Genomic DNA, 16317 nt, shown 5'->3' on the forward strand with positions numbered 1-16317 from the left:
GGTTAAGGTAAACAAAGGGTTTAAATTGCCGCCATGGTCTGATGCGAGTTAGCTCCCCGGCAAAGCCTTCCCATGGAAGGCGCGCAGCGAGCGAAGCGGGAAGCGGCATGTTCAGGAATTGGCGGATCGGTTCGGTCAACGGCGCCCTGCTGGCGGCCTATTTCATCCCGGCCTGGACGCTCGTGGCCTTCAACATCATGGCGGCACCGGTGCACGGCCTTTACGAGCGGCCGAGTGTCGCGGTGGCGCTGTTCCTCAGCGACCATCTTCAGATGGCGGGGATGAGCACGGTGCGTGCCGCCTGGCTGCTGGCGCTGGGCCGGCTGACGGTGGTGGCGTTCTTTGCCATCTATCTCGCGCTTCTGTGCATTCCCCGCGTCCGCAAGAATGACGGCAGCGACGAGGCGCTCGGCATTGCGCTTGCGATCGGCAGCCTCATCTCGTTTACGAGCATGTTGATGGCCTCGAAGGTCGGCGAGATGGCCGCGCTCCGGCTGCATGCCACCGAGCTCCTGCTGCTGCTCGGCGCTGCCATCGTGGTGGTGATCGAGCGGCCCGCGCCGGCGCCCAAGAACGTTCGGGAGATCGTCGAGACCGCCGCGCCGCTAGCTCTTGAGCAGGCCGAGCTCCTGCACAATCGCTGAGGCTTCCTTGACGGCGTGGTTCGCCGCCGGCACGCCGCAATAGATTGCCTGCTGAAGCAGGATTTCCTTGATGTCGTCGGGGGTGAAGCCGCCCTCGGCGAGCGCCGCGCGCACATGCAGGCGGAATTCGTCCCATTGCCCCAGCGCGACCATGGTGCCGATCACGAGCACGCGCCGCGTGCGCTCGTCGAAATGCGGCCGCGTCCAGATCTCGCCCCAGGCGTAGCGCGTGATCATGTCCTGGAAGTCGGTGTTGAAGGCGTTGCGGCCCGCGATCGACTTGTCGACCCAGGCATTGCCCAAAACCTTCCGGCGCACATTCATGCCGGCATCGCGGCGCTTCTGGTCGTCCATTTGTATTTCCTCCTTCGTCATTGCGAGCGCAGCGAAGCAATCCAGAATCTTTCCGCGGAGGCAGTCTGGATTGCTTCGTCGCTACGCTCCTCGCAATGACGGCCGTGGTTAGCGCTGCGTCAGGAAACCCACCACCGCGTCGGTGAAGGCGTGCGGCTGCTCGACATTGGAAATGTGAGCGGCGTCGATGATGGTCATGCTGGCGCCGGGAATGTTGGAGCGGATCAATTCACCCGCCGAGATCGGCGTCGCCATGTCGTGGCGGCCGGCGATCACCAGCGTCGGGCTCTTGATCTTGGCGAGCATCTCGCGCTGATCGAGCGTCGACAGCGCCTCGCAGCAGGCGAGATAGCCCTCGACGGGGGAGGCGAGCAGCATCGACTTCATCTTCGCCGTGATCTGCGGCTCGCGCTCGCGGAAATCCTGGGTCAGCCAGCCCGCGATCACGGCATCGGCCACTGCGGCGATGCCGCCCTTCTTCACCGCGTCGATGCGCTCCAGCCATTTGGTCGGCTCGGCGTAGTAGCAGGAGGTGTTGGCGAGGATGAGCTTGCCGAACCGCTCCGGCGCATTGGCCCCTAGCCATTGCCCGACCATGCCGCCCATCGACAGGCCGCACCAATGCACCTTCTCGATGTTGAGATCGTCGAGGATCGCCAGCACGTCGCGGCCGAAGCGCTCCATCGTATAGGGGCCGGGCGGAACGTTGGACTTGCCGTGGCCGCGGCGGTCATAGCGGATGACGCGGAACACCTGCGTCAACGCCTTCATCTGCGGCTCCCACATCTGCAACGTGCAGCCGAGCGAATTGGAGAGCATTAAGGTCGGCCCGCCGTCGCGGCCTTCGACGGAGACGTTGATCAAGCAGCCGTCGGCATCGATCATGGGCATCGGTCGCTCCTCGTTGTCAAAGCACGCTCTTGGTTGGTTCGGCTAGCGCCGCCCGGTCAGGAGGGCGGTCAATTCGCGCCAACGCCACTCCATCTCTTCCCTCATCTGCTTATCACAATGAGGGTCTTTCGATCGTATATCGATGTCGTCGGCAAAGTTGACCAGCCTTCTCCACGACTCAAAGGCGGCTTTTCTGACATTGCCGTCCTGTGTATCGAATTCAAGCGTTCGAGCGTATTCAACATCAACGTTCTCACCTGACGCGGCGCGCTGCAATGCGTGGACTAGCTTGTCGACGCCTATTGTCATTGCCCAACCTTGCAAAGCGAATTTTCGATCGAGGTTGAAGTCGCATTCGCCGATTTAGGATTCGTTGAGGGAAGCGAGCAGCCGGTCGATCAGGGCCTGCGACGCCCCTTGATAGGCCATCGGCTCGAACAATGCCGCAATTTTTTCCGGCGAAAGATGCGCCGTGACCTGCGAATCGGCCGCGAGAACCTCGCGCAGGTGCTTCTTCTCGGCGACCGCGCGCTTGCTGGCGGCCTCGATCAGATGATGCGCATCGCTCTTGCCGATCTTGTCGGCCAGCGCAAAGGTGACCGCCTCCGCCATGATGAGCCCATGCGTTGCATCGAGGTTGCTGCGCATGCGCGCGGCATCGACGTCGAGGCCCTCGGCGATGTCGACGATGGCGGCGAGCGCGCCCGAGGCGACCAGCATCAATTGCGGCAACGTCGGCCATTCCGCGTGCCAGGGGCCGGCGCTGCGCTCGTGGTCCTGCACCTGGGCCGCAAAAATCGTCGCGGCGAGCTGCGGCGCCATGGTCGCACATCCCAGCGCGCTCGCGGCCGCGACCGGGTTGCGCTTGTGCGGCATGGTCGAGGAGCCACCGCGGCCTTCGCCGGCAGGCTCGAACGCTTCGCCAACATCGGTCTGCATCATCAGCGAGACGTCGCGCGCGATCTTGCCGCAGCTTCCGGCGAGAATCGCAAAGCATGATGCGGCTTCCGCGATCCGGTCGCGATGGGTGTGCCAGGGCGCTTCCGGCAGCGGCAGGTTGAGCTCCTGCGCCAATCGCTCTGCAACGACGAGCCCCTTGTCGCCGAGGGCCGCGAGCGTGCCGGCCGCGCCGCCGAATTGCAGCGCCAGACCCTCGCGGGAGAGCCGCCGCAGGCGGCAGCGGGCGCGGGCGAGGCTTGATGCGTATTCCGCGGCCTTGAGCCCGAACGGCATCGGCAGCGCGTGCTGGAGCCAGGTCCGCGCCACCATGGCGGTGTTGCGATGGCTCCGTGCCAGGGCGGCGAAGCCCTTGATGGCGCGGCTGAGATCGGCATCGAGTGCATGGACGCCGGCGCGAAGTGTGAGCATGGTCGCGGTGTCGATGACATCCTGGCTCGTTGCGCCCCAATGGACGTAGCGCGCGGCCTCCGCATCGGCCTTGCCGACATTGGCGGTCAGCGCCTTGACCAGGGGAATCGCGAGATTGCCGGATCGCGTCGCGGCCTCGCCCAGGGCGGCCATGTCAAAGGTATCAGCCCTGCACGCGGCTTCGATCGGGCCCACGGCGGATGCGGGAATCACATCCGTGGCGGCCTCGGCGCGTGCCAGGGCTGCCTCAAAATCGAGCATGTTCTGGAGGGTCGACCGGTCGTCGCAGACCGCGCGCATGGCTGGGCTCGACAGCATCGGCGCGAGCAGGGGGGAGAGGGCTGTGCTCATGTTGCGCGGGACCTAATCACCATGCCCCGGCTCTGCCAATCCCAAACCATCGGCGCAAAGCTTTTTGCAGTTGCGAATATGCATTGCACGTGGCCGGGGGCTGCCCTTTCCTTTGCGGCCTCCGTGCGTTACTTGAGCAGCGTATAGCGAAGCATCCGGGAGGTACCCCATGGCCATGACGATGAACGGCGAAGTCCAGCTTGCGGCGCCGCGCGAGGCCGTGTGGGAGAAGCTCAACAATCCCGAGGTGCTGAAGGCCTGCATCCCCGGCTGCGAGGAGCTGGAGAAGACCGACGACGGCGGCTTTCGCGCGACGGCGAAAATGAAGGTCGGGCCGGTGTCGGCGCGCTTCAAGGGCAAGGTCACACTCTCCGATCTCGACCCGCCGAACGGCTACAAGATCTCCGGCGAAGGCGAGGGCGGGGTGGCCGGCTTCGCCAAGGGCGGCGCCGTGGTCAAGCTCGCGGAGAAGGACGGCGGTACGCTGCTCTCCTACGAGGTCGAGGCGCAGATCGGCGGCAAGTTGGCGCAGCTCGGCCAGCGCCTCATCAACGGCGCCGCCAAGAAGCTGGCCGACGAATTTTTCGCGAACTTCGCCAAAGCGGTACAGGGCTAGCGGTACAGGGCTGAAGGCTATCGCCTTTCGGCATGGCGCCTTGCGTCCGGGGCGATGTTGCCCCCGGGCATAATGGCCCATATGATGGGTTGGAATAATTATAAGAACCGCTTCGACGGGACCCGTCGGGGCGCTGATAGAGAGTGCTTATGGCAAAAATCTCCCTCATCGTGAACGGCAATCCTGTCACGGCCAACGTCGATCCCCGCACCCTTCTGGTGCAGTTCCTGCGCGAGAATCTGCGCCTGACCGGCACCCATGTCGGCTGCGACACCTCGCAGTGCGGCGCCTGTGTCGTGCATCTCGACGGCAAGGCCGTGAAGTCCTGCACCACGCTGGCCGTGATGGCCGACGGCCACGAGGTCAAGACGATCGAGGGACTGGCCGCCGACGGCGCTCCGCTACATCCGATGCAGGAGGCCTTCCGCGAGCACCATGGCCTGCAGTGCGGCTTCTGCACGCCGGGCATGATCATGACGGCGATCGACATCGTCCATCGCAAGGGCCACGAGCTCGACGACCACACCATCCGCGAGGAGCTGGAAGGCAATCTCTGCCGTTGCACCGGCTACCAGAACATCGTCGCTTCGATCTCCGCCGGCGCCAAGGCGATGGCGAAATCCGATCTCGCCTAACCTCGCGCGCATTCTGCGATCAGGACATTCAGATGTACGAATTCAAATACCATCGCCCTGGGACCGTTCGCCAGGCGGCCAACCTCCTGGTGAAGAACGAAGACGCCAAGGTGATCGCCGGCGGCCACACGCTGATTCCCGTCATGAAGCAGCGTCTCGCGAGCCCGCCCCATCTGGTCGACCTCTCCCATATCGAGGGGCTCAACACGATCGAGATGAAGGGCCGCGCGCTCGTGATCGGCGCCACCGCCAGGCATGCCGAGGTCGCAAGCTCCGCGATCGTCGGTGAGGCGATCCCGGCACTGGCCAATCTTGCCAGCCAGATCGGCGACCCCGCCGTGCGCCACAAGGGCACGATCGGCGGCTCGCTCGCCAACAACGATCCGACCGCGGACTATCCGGCCGCGGTGCTCGCGCTCGGCGCCACCATCGTCACCAACAAGCGCCGCCTCAAGGCGGAAGAGTATTTCCAGGGCCTGTTCACGACGGCGCTCGAAGCCGACGAGATCATCACCAAGGTGATGTTCCCGCTGCCGAAGAAGGCGGCCTACATCAAGTTCCGCAACCAGGCTTCTCGCTATGCGCTGGTCGGCGTGTTCGTGGCGCGGCGTCCTTCGGACGTGCGCGTCGCCGTCACCGGCGCCGGCTCCGAAGGCGTGTTCCGCGTCACCGCGTTCGAGGAAGCCCTGAAGAAGCGCTTCGCCGCGAAGGCGCTCGACGGCATCGAGGTGCCGGCGGAAGGCCTCAACAGCGACATCCACGGCAGCGCCGAATACCGTGCGCATCTCATCGGGGTGCTGACGCGGCGTGCCCTCGATGCCGCCAACGCCAAGGAGTGAGTGAACCTCACGCCTCGGCCCAAACTTGTCCCCGGTGAGGGCGTAGCGAGACTGGCTTTTTCATGACTCTCACGGCCCTGCCGGCATCGGTCGATGCGATGCTCGAACTCTTGACTTCGCGCGGTTATCTCGCGGAGCGATCGCTGGCGACGGTGACCTATCTGTCGCTGCGCATGGGCCGGCCGCTGTTCCTGGAGGGCGAAGCCGGCGTCGGCAAGACCGAGATCGCAAAGGTGCTGTCGGCGGCGCTGGGGCGGAAGCTGATCCGCCTGCAGTGCTACGAGGGCCTCGACGTCTCCTCTGCCGTCTACGAGTGGAATAGCGCCGCGCAGATGATCGCGATCCGGATGGCGGAAGCCGCCGGCGACACCGACCGCGATCAGCTCTCGTCCGATATCTTCGCCGACCGCTACATGATCAAGCGGCCGTTGCTTCAGGCGCTGGAGCCTGACGTCGCCGGGCCGCCGGTGCTCCTGATCGACGAGCTCGACCGCGCCGACGAGGCGTTCGAGGCATACCTGCTCGAAATCCTCAGCGACTTCCAGGTGACCATTCCCGAATTCGGCACCGTGAAGGCGCCGCATCCGCCGATCGTCATCATCACCTCCAACCGCACCCGCGAGATCCACGACGCGCTGAAGCGGCGCTGTCTCTATCACTGGGTCGACTATCCCGAAGCCGAGCGCGAGCTCGCGATCGTCAAGACGCGCGTGCCCGGCATCTCGGCCAAGCTGTCGCAGCAGGTCGTGCGTTTCGTCCAGGCGCTGCGCAACCAGGATTTCTACAAGTCGCCCGGTGTTGCGGAGACCATCGACTGGGCCACTGCGTTGTCGGAGCTCGACGCCCGCTCGCTGACCCCGCAAGTGGTCGGCGACACGCTGGGCGCGCTGCTCAAGTACCAGGACGATATCACCCGGATGCAGGGCGATACCCTGCAAAAGGTGCTGAAGGAAGCGACGAGCGAGAATTGATCTTGCGCCACTAGTACTCCGGTCATTCCGGGGCGACGCGCAGCGTCGAGCCCGGAATCCATAACCACGATCGGGAGTATGGATTCCGGGCTCGCGCCAAGTGGCGCGCCCCGGAATGACGAGGGGATGGATACGAGACCATGGCCATCAACCACCTTGCGCCCGACCAGACCGAGCAGTTCGCCGACAACATCGTCGGCTTCGCCCGCGCGTTGCGTGCAGCCAGCATGCCGGTCGGGCCGGGCGCCGTCATCGATGCCATGAGCGCGCTCCAGGTGATCGACATCGGCAACCGCGCCGACGTCTTCACCACGCTGGAGGCGATCTTCGTCAAGCGCCACGAGCATGCGCTGATCTTCAGGCAGGCCTTCAACCTGTTCTTCCGCGCCTCGGAAGAGTGGAAGCACATGCTGGATTCGGTGCCGTTGCCGGAGCAGGCGAAGAAGAAGCCGCAGGCCGGCTCCCGCCGCGTGCAGGAGGCGATGTCGCAGCCGCGGATGACGGAGACGCCGCAGCACCAGGAGCAGGATTTGCGCCTGTCGGTCTCCGACAAGGAGATCCTTCAGAAGAAGGATTTTGCGCAGATGAGCGCGGCTGAGATCACCGAAGCGCTCCACGCCGTCGAGCGGATGCGGCTGCCGCAGGCCGAGCTTCTGACGCGCCGGCACCGGCCCGATCCCCGCGGGCTTCGTCTCGATTTGCGCCGCACGCTGCGCGCGTCCTTGCGCACCGGCGGCGACATCATCGACATCCATCGCCTCGGGCGCATCGAAAAGCCGGCGCCGATCGTCGCGTTGCTCGATATCTCGGGCTCGATGAGCGAGTACACCCGCCTGTTCCTGCACTTTCTCCACGCCATCGGCGACGCCCGCAAGCGCGTCTCGGTGTTCCTGTTCGGCACGCGGCTGACCAACGTCACCCGTGCGCTGCGCCAGCGCGACCCCGATGAGGCGCTGGCGAGCTGCTCGGCCTCGGTCGAGGACTGGGCCGGCGGCACCCGGATTTCGGCCTCGCTGCACAACTTCAACAAATTGTGGGCGCGGCGCGTGCTGAGCCAGGGCGCCATCGTGCTACTGATCTCCGACGGGCTGGAGCGGGAGGCCGATTCCAAGCTCGCCTTCGAGATGGACCGGCTGCACCGGTCCTGCCGGCGGCTGATCTGGCTCAACCCGCTTCTGCGGTTCGGCGGCTTCGAGGCCAAGGCCCAGGGCATCAAAATGATGCTCCCGCACGTTGACGAATTCCGCCCGGTACATAATTTGAGTTCGATCCAGGAGCTGATCACGACGCTCTCCCGGCCGCTGCCGCCGCATCACCGCAGCCTGATCCGTTCCGCAGCTTGAGAGGTTAAGCCATGCTCGATCGCGACGAGGATATTCTGAAGGCGGCGGAGGATTGGCAGAAGGCCGGCCGGGGCGTCGCGCTGGCCACCGTTGTCGAGACCTGGGGCTCGGCGCCGCGCCCGGCGGGCTCGAGCCTCGTCATCAACGATGAGGGCACGTTTCTGGGCTCGGTCTCCGGCGGCTGCGTCGAAGGCGCCGTGGTCACCGAGGCCATGGACGTGATCCAGAGCGGCAAGCCCAGGATGCTGGAGTTCGGCGTTGCCGATGAGACGGCCTGGAATGTCGGGTTGTCCTGCGGCGGCACCATCCGCGTCTTCGTCGAGAAGGTCGGCTAGCCGTGAAGCTCGCAATCCTGCACGAACTCAATGCCGAGCGCGCCGCGCGCCGACCGGTGATCCTGGTGACCGACACCGAGAGCGGCGATCAGCGCCTGGTGAAGGCTGCGGATTTTGCAAAAGACCCGCTGCGTGCCGAACTGGACAAGCAGCTTCGCATGGGCAAGAGCGCCAGTGTCGAAGCCGGCGGCAAAAAGCTGTTCCTCAACGTCTACGCGCCGACCGCAAAGCTCGTCGTCGTCGGCGCGGTCCATATCAGCCAGGCCCTGGCGCCGCTGGCGCGCTCGCTCGGCTACGACGTCACCGTGGTCGATCCCCGCACGGCGTTTGCGAGCGCGGAGCGCTTCCCTGACATTCCCCTGGTCGCCGAATGGCCCGACACGGCGCTGCCGCCGCTCAATGTCGATGCCTACACGGCTTTCGTCGCGGTGACGCACGATCCGAAGATCGACGATCCCGCGCTGCTGCACGCCTTCGAGCGCAACTGCTTCTATATCGGCGCGCTCGGCTCGCGAAAGACGCATGCCAAGCGCGGCGACCGGCTGCGCGCGCAGGGCGCCAAGGACAGCGACATCGCGCGCATCCACGCGCCCATTGGGCTGGCGATCGGCGCGGTCTCGCCGTCCGAGATCGCGGTGTCGATCATGGCCGAGATCACGGCGGTGCTGCGCCTGCCTCCCAAAGAAAAAGAAGAAGCGGCATGAAATTCGGACCGGCGAGCCCCAAGGATGCGATCGGCGGGGTGACCGTCCACACCCTGCGCCAGGGTCCGCTGGTGCTGAAGAAAGGCACGACGATCGGCCCGGCCGAGGTCGAGGCGCTGACGCGCGCCGGCATCAAGGACGTCGTGGTGGTGCGCATGGAGGAGGGCGACGTCTCCGAGGATGTCGCCGCCGCCAGCATCGCGCTGGCCGTCGGCGGCGAGGGCATTCATGTCGAGCGCGCCTTCACCGGCCGTGCCAATCTGTTCGCCGCGCGCCCGGGCGTGCTGGTGATCGACCGCGCCGCAGTCGACCGCATCAACAATATCGACGAGGCCATCACCTTTGCGACGCTCACCGCCTACAAGCCGGTGGTCGAGGGCGAGATGGTCGGCACCGTCAAGATCATCCCGTTCGGCGTCGAAGGCAATTTGCGCGATGCCGCGGTGAAGGCGGCGGGCAGGGAGGTGCTGAAGATCGCGCCCTACGTCGTCAAGCGCGTCGGCGTGGTCTCGACGCTGCTGCCGGGCCTCTCGTCGAAGGTGATCGACAAGACGCTGCGCGTTACCGCCGAGCGGCTCGCGCCGGCCGGCGCCAGCATCATTGCCGAGCGGCGCGTCCAACATGAGGAACGTGCGCTGTCCGCGGCGATCAAGGAATTGCTCGGCCTCGGCGCCGAGCTCGTGATCGTGTTCGGCGCATCCGCGATCGCCGATCGCCGCGACGTGATCCCGGCGGCCGTCACCGGGATCGGCGGCGAGATCGAGCATTTCGGCATGCCGGTCGATCCCGGCAATTTGCTGCTGATCGCGCGGGCCGGCGGGGTGCCGGTGCTGGGCGCGCCGGGCTGCGCACGCTCGCCGGTCGAGAACGGTTTTGACTGGGTGCTGATGCGGCTGCTCGCCGGCATCAAGGTGACGCGTTCCGAGTTGATGGGCATGGGCGTCGGCGGCCTCCTGATGGAGATCGTGACGCGGCCGCAGCCGCGCGCAGAACCCGCGATCGAGGGCAACAGCCAGGTCGCGGCCATCGTGCTCGCGGCGGGCCGCTCGACCCGGATGGGCGGACCGAACAAGCTGCTCGCCGAGCTCGACGGCAAGAAGCTGGTGCGGATCGCGACCGAGCAGGCGCTGGCCTCCAAGGCCTCCGAGGTGATCGTCGTCACCGGCCATCAGACCGAGCTGGTCGAGCAGGCGCTGCAAGGCTTGAAGGTGAAGTTCGTCCGCAACCCGGATTTCGCCGGCGGCATCGCGAGCTCGGTCAAGGCCGGCATCGCGGCCGTGCCTGAGGCTTGCGACGGCGCCGTGGTCTGTTTGGGCGACATGCCACTGATCGATGCCGGCCTGATCGACCGTCTCATCGACGGCTTTGCGCCGGACCGCGGCAACCTCATCGTCGTGCCCGTCAGTGACGGGCGCCGCGGCAATCCCGTGCTGTGGTCGCGCCGCTTCTTCAAGGAATTGATGACGCTCGACGGCGACGTCGGCGCGCGCCATCTGATCGCCAAGCACACCGAAGCGGTGGCCGAAGTCCCCGTGGATGGCGAGAGCGCCTTCCTCGACATCGACACGCCGCAGGCGCTGGAAGCGGCACGACGGGGATAGTGCCGTTGGGTGGGCAAAGCGACTTGTCCGCCGTAGCTCGTAGAGCGAAGGCGGAAGCGTGCCCACCCATTTTGATTGATGGTGTGGATGGATGGTGGGCACGGCGCTTTGCGCCTTTGCCCACCCTACGGCACTCTCATTCGTTCGATTTCACCCCTCGTTCACCATCTGGAAACGTCCACCGCCTAGAGTCCTCTCCACCTGCCTTGGGGGGAGGGGTTTTTCCATGGCTTCGAATGTCGTCGCGCGCCGTTGCGCGATGTTTTTCTTTGCGCTGTCGGTTTGTGTCGCCGGCGCGCGCTACATCACGGATGCGCATGCCGCCGGTGCGTTTGCGGTCGGCAAGTGCGGGGCCTATGGCCAGGCTTTTGATTACGGCGCCGAGCGCGAGGCCCGTGCAGCGGCACAGAAGCAGTGCAAGGGCGACTGCACGACCGTGACCATGAAGCGTGCCTGCGCGGCGATGTCGGTCGATATGGCCAACCCGTGCGGCGCCTATGGCTATGCCGTCAAGCCGAAGATCTCCGCCTCGCTCAATGCCGCCACGCGCGAGTGCTACAAATACGGCGGCAAGGAATGCGTGATCCGCGCCTGGGCCTGCGACGCCAAGGGATAATCCTTTTGCTGTCATTGGCGATGCAACGGGTACCGCGCGATGCGCGGACCGGAGCATTGCGTCAGGAATGACATTCGGGACAGTCCGGCCATGACGATGCCGAGACTTCGACACTCCAAGTACAGCTGCCTCATCCCGGCGGCATGCCTGCGAATTTCGGCAGGTCTGGATCGAGACGATCCCAGTCATGTCCGCGTGCCGCGTAGGTCACCACCTGCGGCTTGTAGCGGGCGGGCTCGTCGAGGCTTGCGGCGCGGATGGTGAAGATGTCGGGCATCGCCGCAAAGGTCATGTAGACCGGCAAGCCGCACTGCGTGCAGAAACCGCGCGTCTTCACGTTGCCGCTGTCGCCGACCATGTCCCAATGCTTCGCCTCGCCGGTCAGCGTGACACCTCCGCGCGCGAAGGTCATGTACGAGCCGTGACCGCCGCCGCTTTCGCGCTGGCAATCCCGGCATTGGCAGTGATTGCTGAACAGCGGCTCACCGAGAATCGAATAGCGGATCGCGCCGCAGGCGCAGCCGCCGGTAAAAGGCCTGGTCATCGGAAGATCTCCCACTCACTTCTCGCCACTGATCTCGTCGAGCTGACGCACGACCTTCTTCCAGCCGCCGCTCATGACCGTGTAGGCCGACTCGTTCCTCGGCATGACGAAGCCCGCATGCACCAGGCGGATCCGCGTGCCGGCTTCGACCGGGGTGAGGGACCACGTCACGACGGTATCGAGCGGCGCGCCGTAGCCGGTGTTGCGTTCGTCGCCGCCCTTCCAGGCATAGACGAGGCGCCGGTTCGGTACGACTTCCAGAACCCGGCAATGGATGACGCCATCCCAGTTGCCGCCCGGCGTGGTCTGGAACGTGAAGGCCTTGCCTTCGATGGCTTCGAAGCCGGTCGGCTGCATCAGCCAGCGCGCGATCAACTGGGCGCTGGTCAGCGTCTTCCAGATCGTCTCGGGCGCGTGAGGGAAGACCTCCTCCAAAACAATGTCTTGGACGATGTCTTTAGTCTCGGCTTTGAACTCGGCTGCACTCACGGATCGATCTCCTTCAAGAGGTCACGCAGATTCTGGAAGCGCTCGCGCCAGAACACGCCGTAATGGTCCATCCAGGTGACCAGCGGCTCGAGTCCTTGCGGCGCGGCGCGGTAATAGACGTTGCGGCCCTCGGCGCGCTCGGCGACGAGGCCGGCCTGCTTCAGCGACTTCAAATGCTGCGAGATCGCGCCCTGCGTCACGCCGCTGCCGCGGGTGAGTTCGGCGACGCTGATCTCCTTGCTCTCGAACACGCGCTCGAACACGGCGCGGCGGGTCGGATCGGCGAGGGCGCGCATCACGGTCGTGACGGGATTTGGGGCGGCTTCGATCATGGATATTCGATTAGCATTCGCTAATGCATTAGTCAATACTAATTTGTTGGCTGTATAGGGTTGGATCACTGCCTTGACTATGACTGACCGGTCAGTCATAAATAGGGAATGACAAAGAAGCCCACCAAAGCAGCCACGCCAACCGCAGCTCGCGCCGATGCGAAGGGCCGTGCGCCCGCCGACGCTCCGCCCGCTTCGAACCGTGCCACGCGTGCGGCCGAGCGTCGGTCGGCCATCGTGGAAGCGGCGATGGAGGAGTTCATCGCGCGCGGCTTTGCCGCGACGCGGCTCGACGATATCGCCAAGCGGGCGGGCGTGGCCAAGGGCACGATCTACCTGCACTTCAAGGACAAGGAATCGATGTTCGAGGAGCTCGTGCGCACGGTGATCGTGCCGGTCGTGGCGAAGCTGAATGCGCTGCCGCCGCCGACGGGCTCGGTGCGCGATCTCGTCGAGGCCTTTGCCGGTAACTTCCTCAAGGAGGTCATCGGCACGAGGCGCGGCGATCTCGTGCGATTGATCGTGGCGGAAGGGCCGCGCTTTCCGTCCGTCGCCGATTTCTACTATCGCGAGGTCGTCTCGCGCGGGACCGCTGGCATGCGCGCGCTGATCGAGCTCGGCATTGCCCGCGGCGAGATCCGCGAGAAGAACCTCGCGCGCTATCCGCAGATCCTGGTCGCACCGGCGATGATCGCGGTGATCTGGCAGAGCCTGTTTGCGCGGCACGCGCCGCTCGACGCCCAGGACATGCTGCGCGTCCATCTCGATTTGATTTTTGGCGAACGGAGGACGACATGAGGTCGTCACGAGCAATTTCTGTGGTTGCATTGGCTGCCGTCCTTGCAACCGGCCTTGCCGGCTGCAAGGACAAGCGCGATCCCGGATTTCAGGGTTGGGTCGAGGCCGACATGATCTTCGTCAGCCCGGACGAAGCGGGCCGGGTGACGAAGCTCAATGTCCGCGAGGGCGACGAGGTGAAGGTCGGCGATCCCCTCTATTCCGTCGACGACGATCTCCAGCTTGCCGACCTCAACCAGAACAAGGCGACACTGGCCAATGCGCAGCAGACCTATGATCGCGCGGCCTCGCTGAACAAGACTGGCTCCGGTACGCAGGCCAATCTCGATTCCGCCGTGTCGTCCTTGCGTGTCGCCGAAGCGCGGGTCGCGACGTCGGAGACGCGAATGGCGCGGCGCAGGGGCTTTGCGCCCGTTGCCGGCACCATCCAGCAGATCTACTTCCGCGAGGGCGAAATGGTGGCGGCGCAGCGGCCGGTGCTCTCGATCATGCCGCCCGGCAACATGAAGCTGCGCTTCTTCGTTCCGGAGACCGAGTTGCCGAAGCTTGCGATCGGCGACACGGTGCGCATCTCTTGCGACAATTGCGCGGCGGATCTCACCGCAAAGATCTATTTCATCGCGACCTCGGCCGAATATACTCCGCCTGTCATCTACAGCCTCGATGAGCGCAACAAGCTGGTCTATTTGATCCAGGCGCGGCCCTCGCGGCCCGATGCCCTGCGGGTCGGACAGCCGATCGACGTCTATCTCCATCCAAAAACGCCGGTGGCCGACAAGCGATGAGCGGCGGCAACGGCATCGCGATCGACGTCAAGGGCCTGACCAAGTCGTTTGGCGGCCGCGAGGTCGTGCACGATCTGTCGATGCAGGTGAAGCGCGGCTCGATCTACGGCTTCCTCGGGCCGAACGGCTCGGGCAAGACCACCACCATCCGCATCCTCTGCGGCCTGCTCACGCCCGACAGCGGCGAGGGCACCTGCCTCGGCTACGACATCCGGCGCGATGCCGAAAAGATCAAGCGCCAGGTCGGCTACATGACCCAGCGCTTCAGCCTGTACCAGGACCTCTCGGTGCGCGAGAACCTCGAATTCGTCGCGCGCCTCTATGGCCTCGCCGATCCACGCGGCGCCGCGCGCGACATGATCAAGCGGCTCGGGCTGTCGGGGCGCGAGGAGCAGCTCGCGGGCGAGCTCTCCGGTGGCTGGAAGCAGCGGCTCGCGCTCGGGGCCTGCACGCTGCCCAGTCCGAAACTGCTGCTGCTGGACGAGCCCACCGCCGGCGTCGATCCCAAGGCGCGGCGCGACTTCTGGAACGAGATCCATGCGCTCGCGGCCGACGGCCTCACCGTCCTGGTCTCGACCCACTACATGGACGAGGCCGAGCGCTGCCACGAGATCGCCTACATCGCCTACGGCCATCTCCTGGCGCACGGCACGGTCGAGGAGGTGATCGCGAAGTCCGCCCTGACGACCTACACCGTGACGGGCGAGGAGCTCAACGGGCTGACGGCCGCGCTCACCGGCAAGCCCGGCGTAGATATGGTGGCGCCGTTCGGCACTTCGCTGCACGTTTCCGGGCGCGACGTCGCCGCGCTCGAGGCCAGCATCGCGCCGTGGCGCGAGAAGGGCGGCCTGCACTGGCACAAATCATCGCCCTCGCTCGAAGACGTGTTCATCGAATTGATGAGCCGTTCCAGGGACAATTTCCAATGAGCGCCGCCGATCACCCCGCACCCGCGCACGAGATCCGCGAGCGCTTCGGCTTCTGGAAGCGCTCCTATGCGATGCTGGTCAAGGAGTTCATCCAGCTCAAGCGCGACCGCGTCTCGTTCGCGATGATCGTGATGTTGCCGGTGATGCAGCTTCTGCTGTTCGGCTATGCCATCAACACCACGCCGCACCATCTGCCGAGCGCGGTGCTGCTCCAGGAGGATTCGGATCTTGCCCGCTCGGTGTTGAAGGCGCTGGAGAACACCGCCTATTTCCGCTTCATCTACGAGGTGCACGATGTCGACGATTTCGACAACCTGCTGAAATCGGGCAAGGTGCTGTTCGGCGTCGAGATTCCGCGCGGCTTCGAGCGGGCGGTGCGGCGCGGCGACAGGCCGGCGCTGCTGGTTGCGGCCGACGCCACCGATCCCGTTGCGGCCAGCGCCGCGCTCGGCTCGCTCGGCATGGTCGTACAGACCGCGCTTGCGCACGATCTCTATATCGGCAATCCGCCCGAGATGCCGTTCGAGATCCGCGCGCATGCGCGCTACAATCCGGCCGCGTCGTCCAGCCTCAATATCGTGCCGGGCCTCGTCGGCACCATCCTCACCATGACCATGCTGATCTTCACCGCGCTCTCGGTCACCCGCGAGGTCGAGCGGGGCACCATGGAGAGCCTGCTGTCGATGCCGATCAAGCCGGTCGAGGTGATGTTCGGCAAGATCGTTCCTTATGTGCTGGTTGGCTTCCTTCAGGCCTTCCTCATCATCGGCATCGGTGTCGGCCTGTTCGGCGTGCCCTTGCTCGGCAATCTGTTCCTGCTCGCGCTGCTGTCGACCTTGTTCATCGCTACAAATCTGTCGATTGGCTACACCATCTCGACCGTGGTGCAGAACCAGCTCCAGGCCATGCAGATGGCCATGATGTTCTTCCTGCCGAGCATTCTGCTCTCCGGATTCATGTTCCCGTTCGCCGGCATGCCGGTCTGGGCGCAATATCTCGGTGAATGCCTGCCGCTGACCCACTACTTGCGGATCGTCCGCGCCATCATGCTGAAGGGCGCGACCATGCAGAATTTGCACTTCGACGCGCTGGCGCTGGCGATCCTGATGCTGGTCGCCATGACCATCGCGGTGACGCGCTTCCGCCGTACGCTGGATTGAGGCACAATGCCC

21 protein-coding genes are annotated in these 16317 nt (G+C 65.2%); 14 read left to right on the forward strand and 7 right to left on the reverse strand.

The genetic code is table 11. The annotated features are described in order from the left end of the window. The first annotated feature begins 107 nt into the window (after nt 1-107). On the forward strand, nt 108-644 hold the full coding sequence (locus tag AB7531_RS15775; protein ID WP_063982404.1) for a hypothetical protein: 537 nt from the start codon (nt 108-110) through the stop codon (nt 642-644). On the opposite strand, the gene AB7531_RS15780 is transcribed toward AB7531_RS15775, so the two are convergent. The 4 genes from AB7531_RS15780 to AB7531_RS15795 all read right to left on the reverse strand — a co-directional run bounded on the left by AB7531_RS15780 (nt 606) and on the right by AB7531_RS15795 (nt 3608). Beyond that, entirely contained in the window at nt 606-998 is a 393-nt protein-coding gene (locus AB7531_RS15780; protein ID WP_039152041.1) for a carboxymuconolactone decarboxylase family protein, read from the reverse strand. The genes AB7531_RS15775 and AB7531_RS15780 overlap by 39 nt on opposite strands. A gap of 108 nt (nt 999-1106) precedes the next feature. Beyond that, on the reverse strand, nt 1107-1889 hold the full coding sequence (gene pcaD, locus AB7531_RS15785; protein WP_039152039.1) for a 3-oxoadipate enol-lactonase: 783 nt from the start codon (nt 1887-1889) through the stop codon (nt 1107-1109). A gap of 42 nt (nt 1890-1931) precedes the next feature. Beyond that, the gene (locus AB7531_RS15790; protein ID WP_063982405.1) at nt 1932-2198 is read right to left on the reverse strand and encodes a hypothetical protein; all 267 of its coding nucleotides are present in this window, start codon (nt 2196-2198) and stop codon (nt 1932-1934) included. Between the two features lie 54 nt (nt 2199-2252). Then, nucleotides 2253-3608, reverse strand: a complete 1356-nt coding sequence (locus AB7531_RS15795; RefSeq protein ID WP_063982406.1) for a 3-carboxy-cis,cis-muconate cycloisomerase — start codon at nt 3606-3608, stop codon at nt 2253-2255. 169 nt (nt 3609-3777) lie between these two features. Between AB7531_RS15795 and AB7531_RS15800 the strand changes: the two genes are divergently transcribed. The 9 genes from AB7531_RS15800 (at nt 3778) to AB7531_RS15840 (ending at nt 11268) form a co-directional block, all read left to right on the forward strand. Then, on the forward strand, nt 3778-4224 hold the full coding sequence (locus AB7531_RS15800; protein ID WP_063982407.1) for an SRPBCC family protein: 447 nt from the start codon (nt 3778-3780) through the stop codon (nt 4222-4224). Nucleotides 4225-4373: 149 nt separating this feature from the next. Continuing rightward, on the forward strand, nt 4374-4859 hold the full coding sequence (locus AB7531_RS15805; protein WP_014494194.1) for a (2Fe-2S)-binding protein: 486 nt from the start codon (nt 4374-4376) through the stop codon (nt 4857-4859). A 32-nt stretch (nt 4860-4891) separates the two neighbouring features. Continuing rightward, nucleotides 4892-5698 (forward strand): FAD binding domain-containing protein, encoded by an 807-nt coding sequence (locus tag AB7531_RS15810; protein WP_014494195.1) that lies wholly within the window; start codon nt 4892-4894, stop codon nt 5696-5698. 62 nt (nt 5699-5760) lie between these two features. Next, nucleotides 5761-6669, forward strand: a complete 909-nt coding sequence (locus AB7531_RS15815; protein ID WP_014494196.1) for an AAA family ATPase — start codon at nt 5761-5763, stop codon at nt 6667-6669. Nucleotides 6670-6809: 140 nt separating this feature from the next. Beyond that, complete coding sequence (locus tag AB7531_RS15820) at nt 6810-8012, forward strand: vWA domain-containing protein (RefSeq protein ID WP_063982408.1); 1203 nt, start codon at nt 6810-6812, stop codon at nt 8010-8012. 11 nt (nt 8013-8023) lie between these two features. Continuing rightward, complete coding sequence (locus AB7531_RS15825; protein WP_007602422.1) at nt 8024-8347, forward strand: XdhC family protein; 324 nt, start codon at nt 8024-8026, stop codon at nt 8345-8347. Between the two features lie 2 nt (nt 8348-8349). Further along, nucleotides 8350-9051, forward strand: coding sequence for an XdhC family protein (locus tag AB7531_RS15830; protein WP_063982409.1), 702 nt, complete (start codon nt 8350-8352; stop codon nt 9049-9051). Beyond that, nucleotides 9048-10652, forward strand: coding sequence for an NTP transferase domain-containing protein (locus tag AB7531_RS15835; RefSeq protein WP_063982410.1), 1605 nt, complete (start codon nt 9048-9050; stop codon nt 10650-10652). The genes AB7531_RS15830 and AB7531_RS15835 overlap by 4 nt, the downstream gene beginning before the upstream one ends. Before the next feature lie 226 nt (nt 10653-10878). Further along, nucleotides 10879-11268 carry a DUF4189 domain-containing protein gene (locus tag AB7531_RS15840; RefSeq protein ID WP_028158473.1) on the forward strand — a complete coding sequence of 130 codons (390 nt, stop codon included), beginning with the start codon at nt 10879-10881 and terminating at the stop codon, nt 11266-11268. A 130-nt stretch (nt 11269-11398) separates the two neighbouring features. On the opposite strand, the gene AB7531_RS15845 is transcribed toward AB7531_RS15840, so the two are convergent. From AB7531_RS15845 to AB7531_RS15855, 3 genes are read right to left on the reverse strand one after another with little or no spacing between them, the layout of a single operon-like run. Then, entirely contained in the window at nt 11399-11812 is a 414-nt protein-coding gene (locus tag AB7531_RS15845) for a GFA family protein (RefSeq protein WP_063982411.1), read from the reverse strand. Between the two features lie 15 nt (nt 11813-11827). Further along, entirely contained in the window at nt 11828-12301 is a 474-nt protein-coding gene (locus AB7531_RS15850) for an SRPBCC family protein (RefSeq protein WP_063982412.1), read from the reverse strand. After that, complete coding sequence (locus tag AB7531_RS15855; RefSeq protein WP_011088398.1) at nt 12298-12633, reverse strand: ArsR/SmtB family transcription factor; 336 nt, start codon at nt 12631-12633, stop codon at nt 12298-12300. The genes AB7531_RS15850 and AB7531_RS15855 overlap by 4 nt, the downstream gene beginning before the upstream one ends. A 108-nt stretch (nt 12634-12741) precedes the next feature. Here AB7531_RS15855 and AB7531_RS15860 point away from each other — a divergent pair, with 108 nt between their 5' ends. Genes AB7531_RS15860 through AB7531_RS15875 form a run of 4 tightly spaced genes read left to right on the forward strand, consistent with a single transcriptional unit; the run spans nt 12742 to nt 16305 of the window. Further along, nucleotides 12742-13431: a TetR/AcrR family transcriptional regulator gene (locus AB7531_RS15860; protein WP_187388011.1), complete on the forward strand. Its 690-nt coding sequence runs from the start codon at nt 12742-12744 to the stop codon at nt 13429-13431. Further along, a complete protein-coding gene (locus AB7531_RS15865; protein ID WP_063982413.1) occupies nt 13428-14216 on the forward strand; it encodes an HlyD family secretion protein in 789 nt (262 codons plus the stop codon). The genes AB7531_RS15860 and AB7531_RS15865 overlap by 4 nt, the downstream gene beginning before the upstream one ends. Further along, nucleotides 14213-15145 (forward strand): ABC transporter ATP-binding protein, encoded by a 933-nt coding sequence (locus AB7531_RS15870; RefSeq protein WP_063982414.1) that lies wholly within the window; start codon nt 14213-14215, stop codon nt 15143-15145. Before AB7531_RS15865 ends, AB7531_RS15870 begins: the two co-directional genes overlap by 4 nt. Further along, nucleotides 15142-16305: an ABC transporter permease gene (locus AB7531_RS15875; RefSeq protein WP_354238818.1), complete on the forward strand. Its 1164-nt coding sequence runs from the start codon at nt 15142-15144 to the stop codon at nt 16303-16305. Before AB7531_RS15870 ends, AB7531_RS15875 begins: the two co-directional genes overlap by 4 nt. The last annotated feature ends 12 nt before the right edge of the window (nt 16306-16317 follow it).

This window comes from Bradyrhizobium sp. 63_E2_N1_3, from assembly GCF_052076005.1.
Classification (GTDB): domain Bacteria; phylum Pseudomonadota; class Alphaproteobacteria; order Rhizobiales; family Xanthobacteraceae; genus Bradyrhizobium; species Bradyrhizobium barranii.

Bases quoted from the DNA above. Each gene is read 5' to 3' on its own strand.
- AB7531_RS15775 (WP_063982404.1), top strand. From the start codon at position 108: ATGTTCAGGAATTGGCGGATCGGTTCGGTCAACGGCGCCCTGCTGGCG.
- AB7531_RS15780 (WP_039152041.1), bottom strand. From the start codon at position 998: ATGGACGACCAGAAGCGCCGCGATGCCGGCATGAATGTGCGCCGGAAG.
- pcaD (WP_039152039.1), bottom strand. From the start codon at position 1,889: ATGCCCATGATCGATGCCGACGGCTGCTTGATCAACGTCTCCGTCGAA.
- AB7531_RS15790 (WP_063982405.1), bottom strand. From the start codon at position 2,198: ATGACAATAGGCGTCGACAAGCTAGTCCACGCATTGCAGCGCGCCGCG.
- AB7531_RS15795 (WP_063982406.1), bottom strand. From the start codon at position 3,608: ATGAGCACAGCCCTCTCCCCCCTGCTCGCGCCGATGCTGTCGAGCCCA.
- AB7531_RS15800 (WP_063982407.1), top strand. From the start codon at position 3,778: ATGGCCATGACGATGAACGGCGAAGTCCAGCTTGCGGCGCCGCGCGAG.
- AB7531_RS15805 (WP_014494194.1), top strand. From the start codon at position 4,374: ATGGCAAAAATCTCCCTCATCGTGAACGGCAATCCTGTCACGGCCAAC.
- AB7531_RS15810 (WP_014494195.1), top strand. From the start codon at position 4,892: ATGTACGAATTCAAATACCATCGCCCTGGGACCGTTCGCCAGGCGGCC.
- AB7531_RS15815 (WP_014494196.1), top strand. From the start codon at position 5,761: ATGACTCTCACGGCCCTGCCGGCATCGGTCGATGCGATGCTCGAACTC.
- AB7531_RS15820 (WP_063982408.1), top strand. From the start codon at position 6,810: ATGGCCATCAACCACCTTGCGCCCGACCAGACCGAGCAGTTCGCCGAC.
- AB7531_RS15825 (WP_007602422.1), top strand. From the start codon at position 8,024: ATGCTCGATCGCGACGAGGATATTCTGAAGGCGGCGGAGGATTGGCAG.
- AB7531_RS15835 (WP_063982410.1), top strand. From the start codon at position 9,048: ATGAAATTCGGACCGGCGAGCCCCAAGGATGCGATCGGCGGGGTGACC.
- AB7531_RS15840 (WP_028158473.1), top strand. From the start codon at position 10,879: ATGGCTTCGAATGTCGTCGCGCGCCGTTGCGCGATGTTTTTCTTTGCG.
- AB7531_RS15845 (WP_063982411.1), bottom strand. From the start codon at position 11,812: ATGACCAGGCCTTTTACCGGCGGCTGCGCCTGCGGCGCGATCCGCTAT.
- AB7531_RS15855 (WP_011088398.1), bottom strand. From the start codon at position 12,633: ATGATCGAAGCCGCCCCAAATCCCGTCACGACCGTGATGCGCGCCCTC.
- AB7531_RS15860 (WP_187388011.1), top strand. From the start codon at position 12,742: ATGACAAAGAAGCCCACCAAAGCAGCCACGCCAACCGCAGCTCGCGCC.
- AB7531_RS15865 (WP_063982413.1), top strand. From the start codon at position 13,428: ATGAGGTCGTCACGAGCAATTTCTGTGGTTGCATTGGCTGCCGTCCTT.
- AB7531_RS15870 (WP_063982414.1), top strand. From the start codon at position 14,213: ATGAGCGGCGGCAACGGCATCGCGATCGACGTCAAGGGCCTGACCAAG.
- AB7531_RS15875 (WP_354238818.1), top strand. From the start codon at position 15,142: ATGAGCGCCGCCGATCACCCCGCACCCGCGCACGAGATCCGCGAGCGC.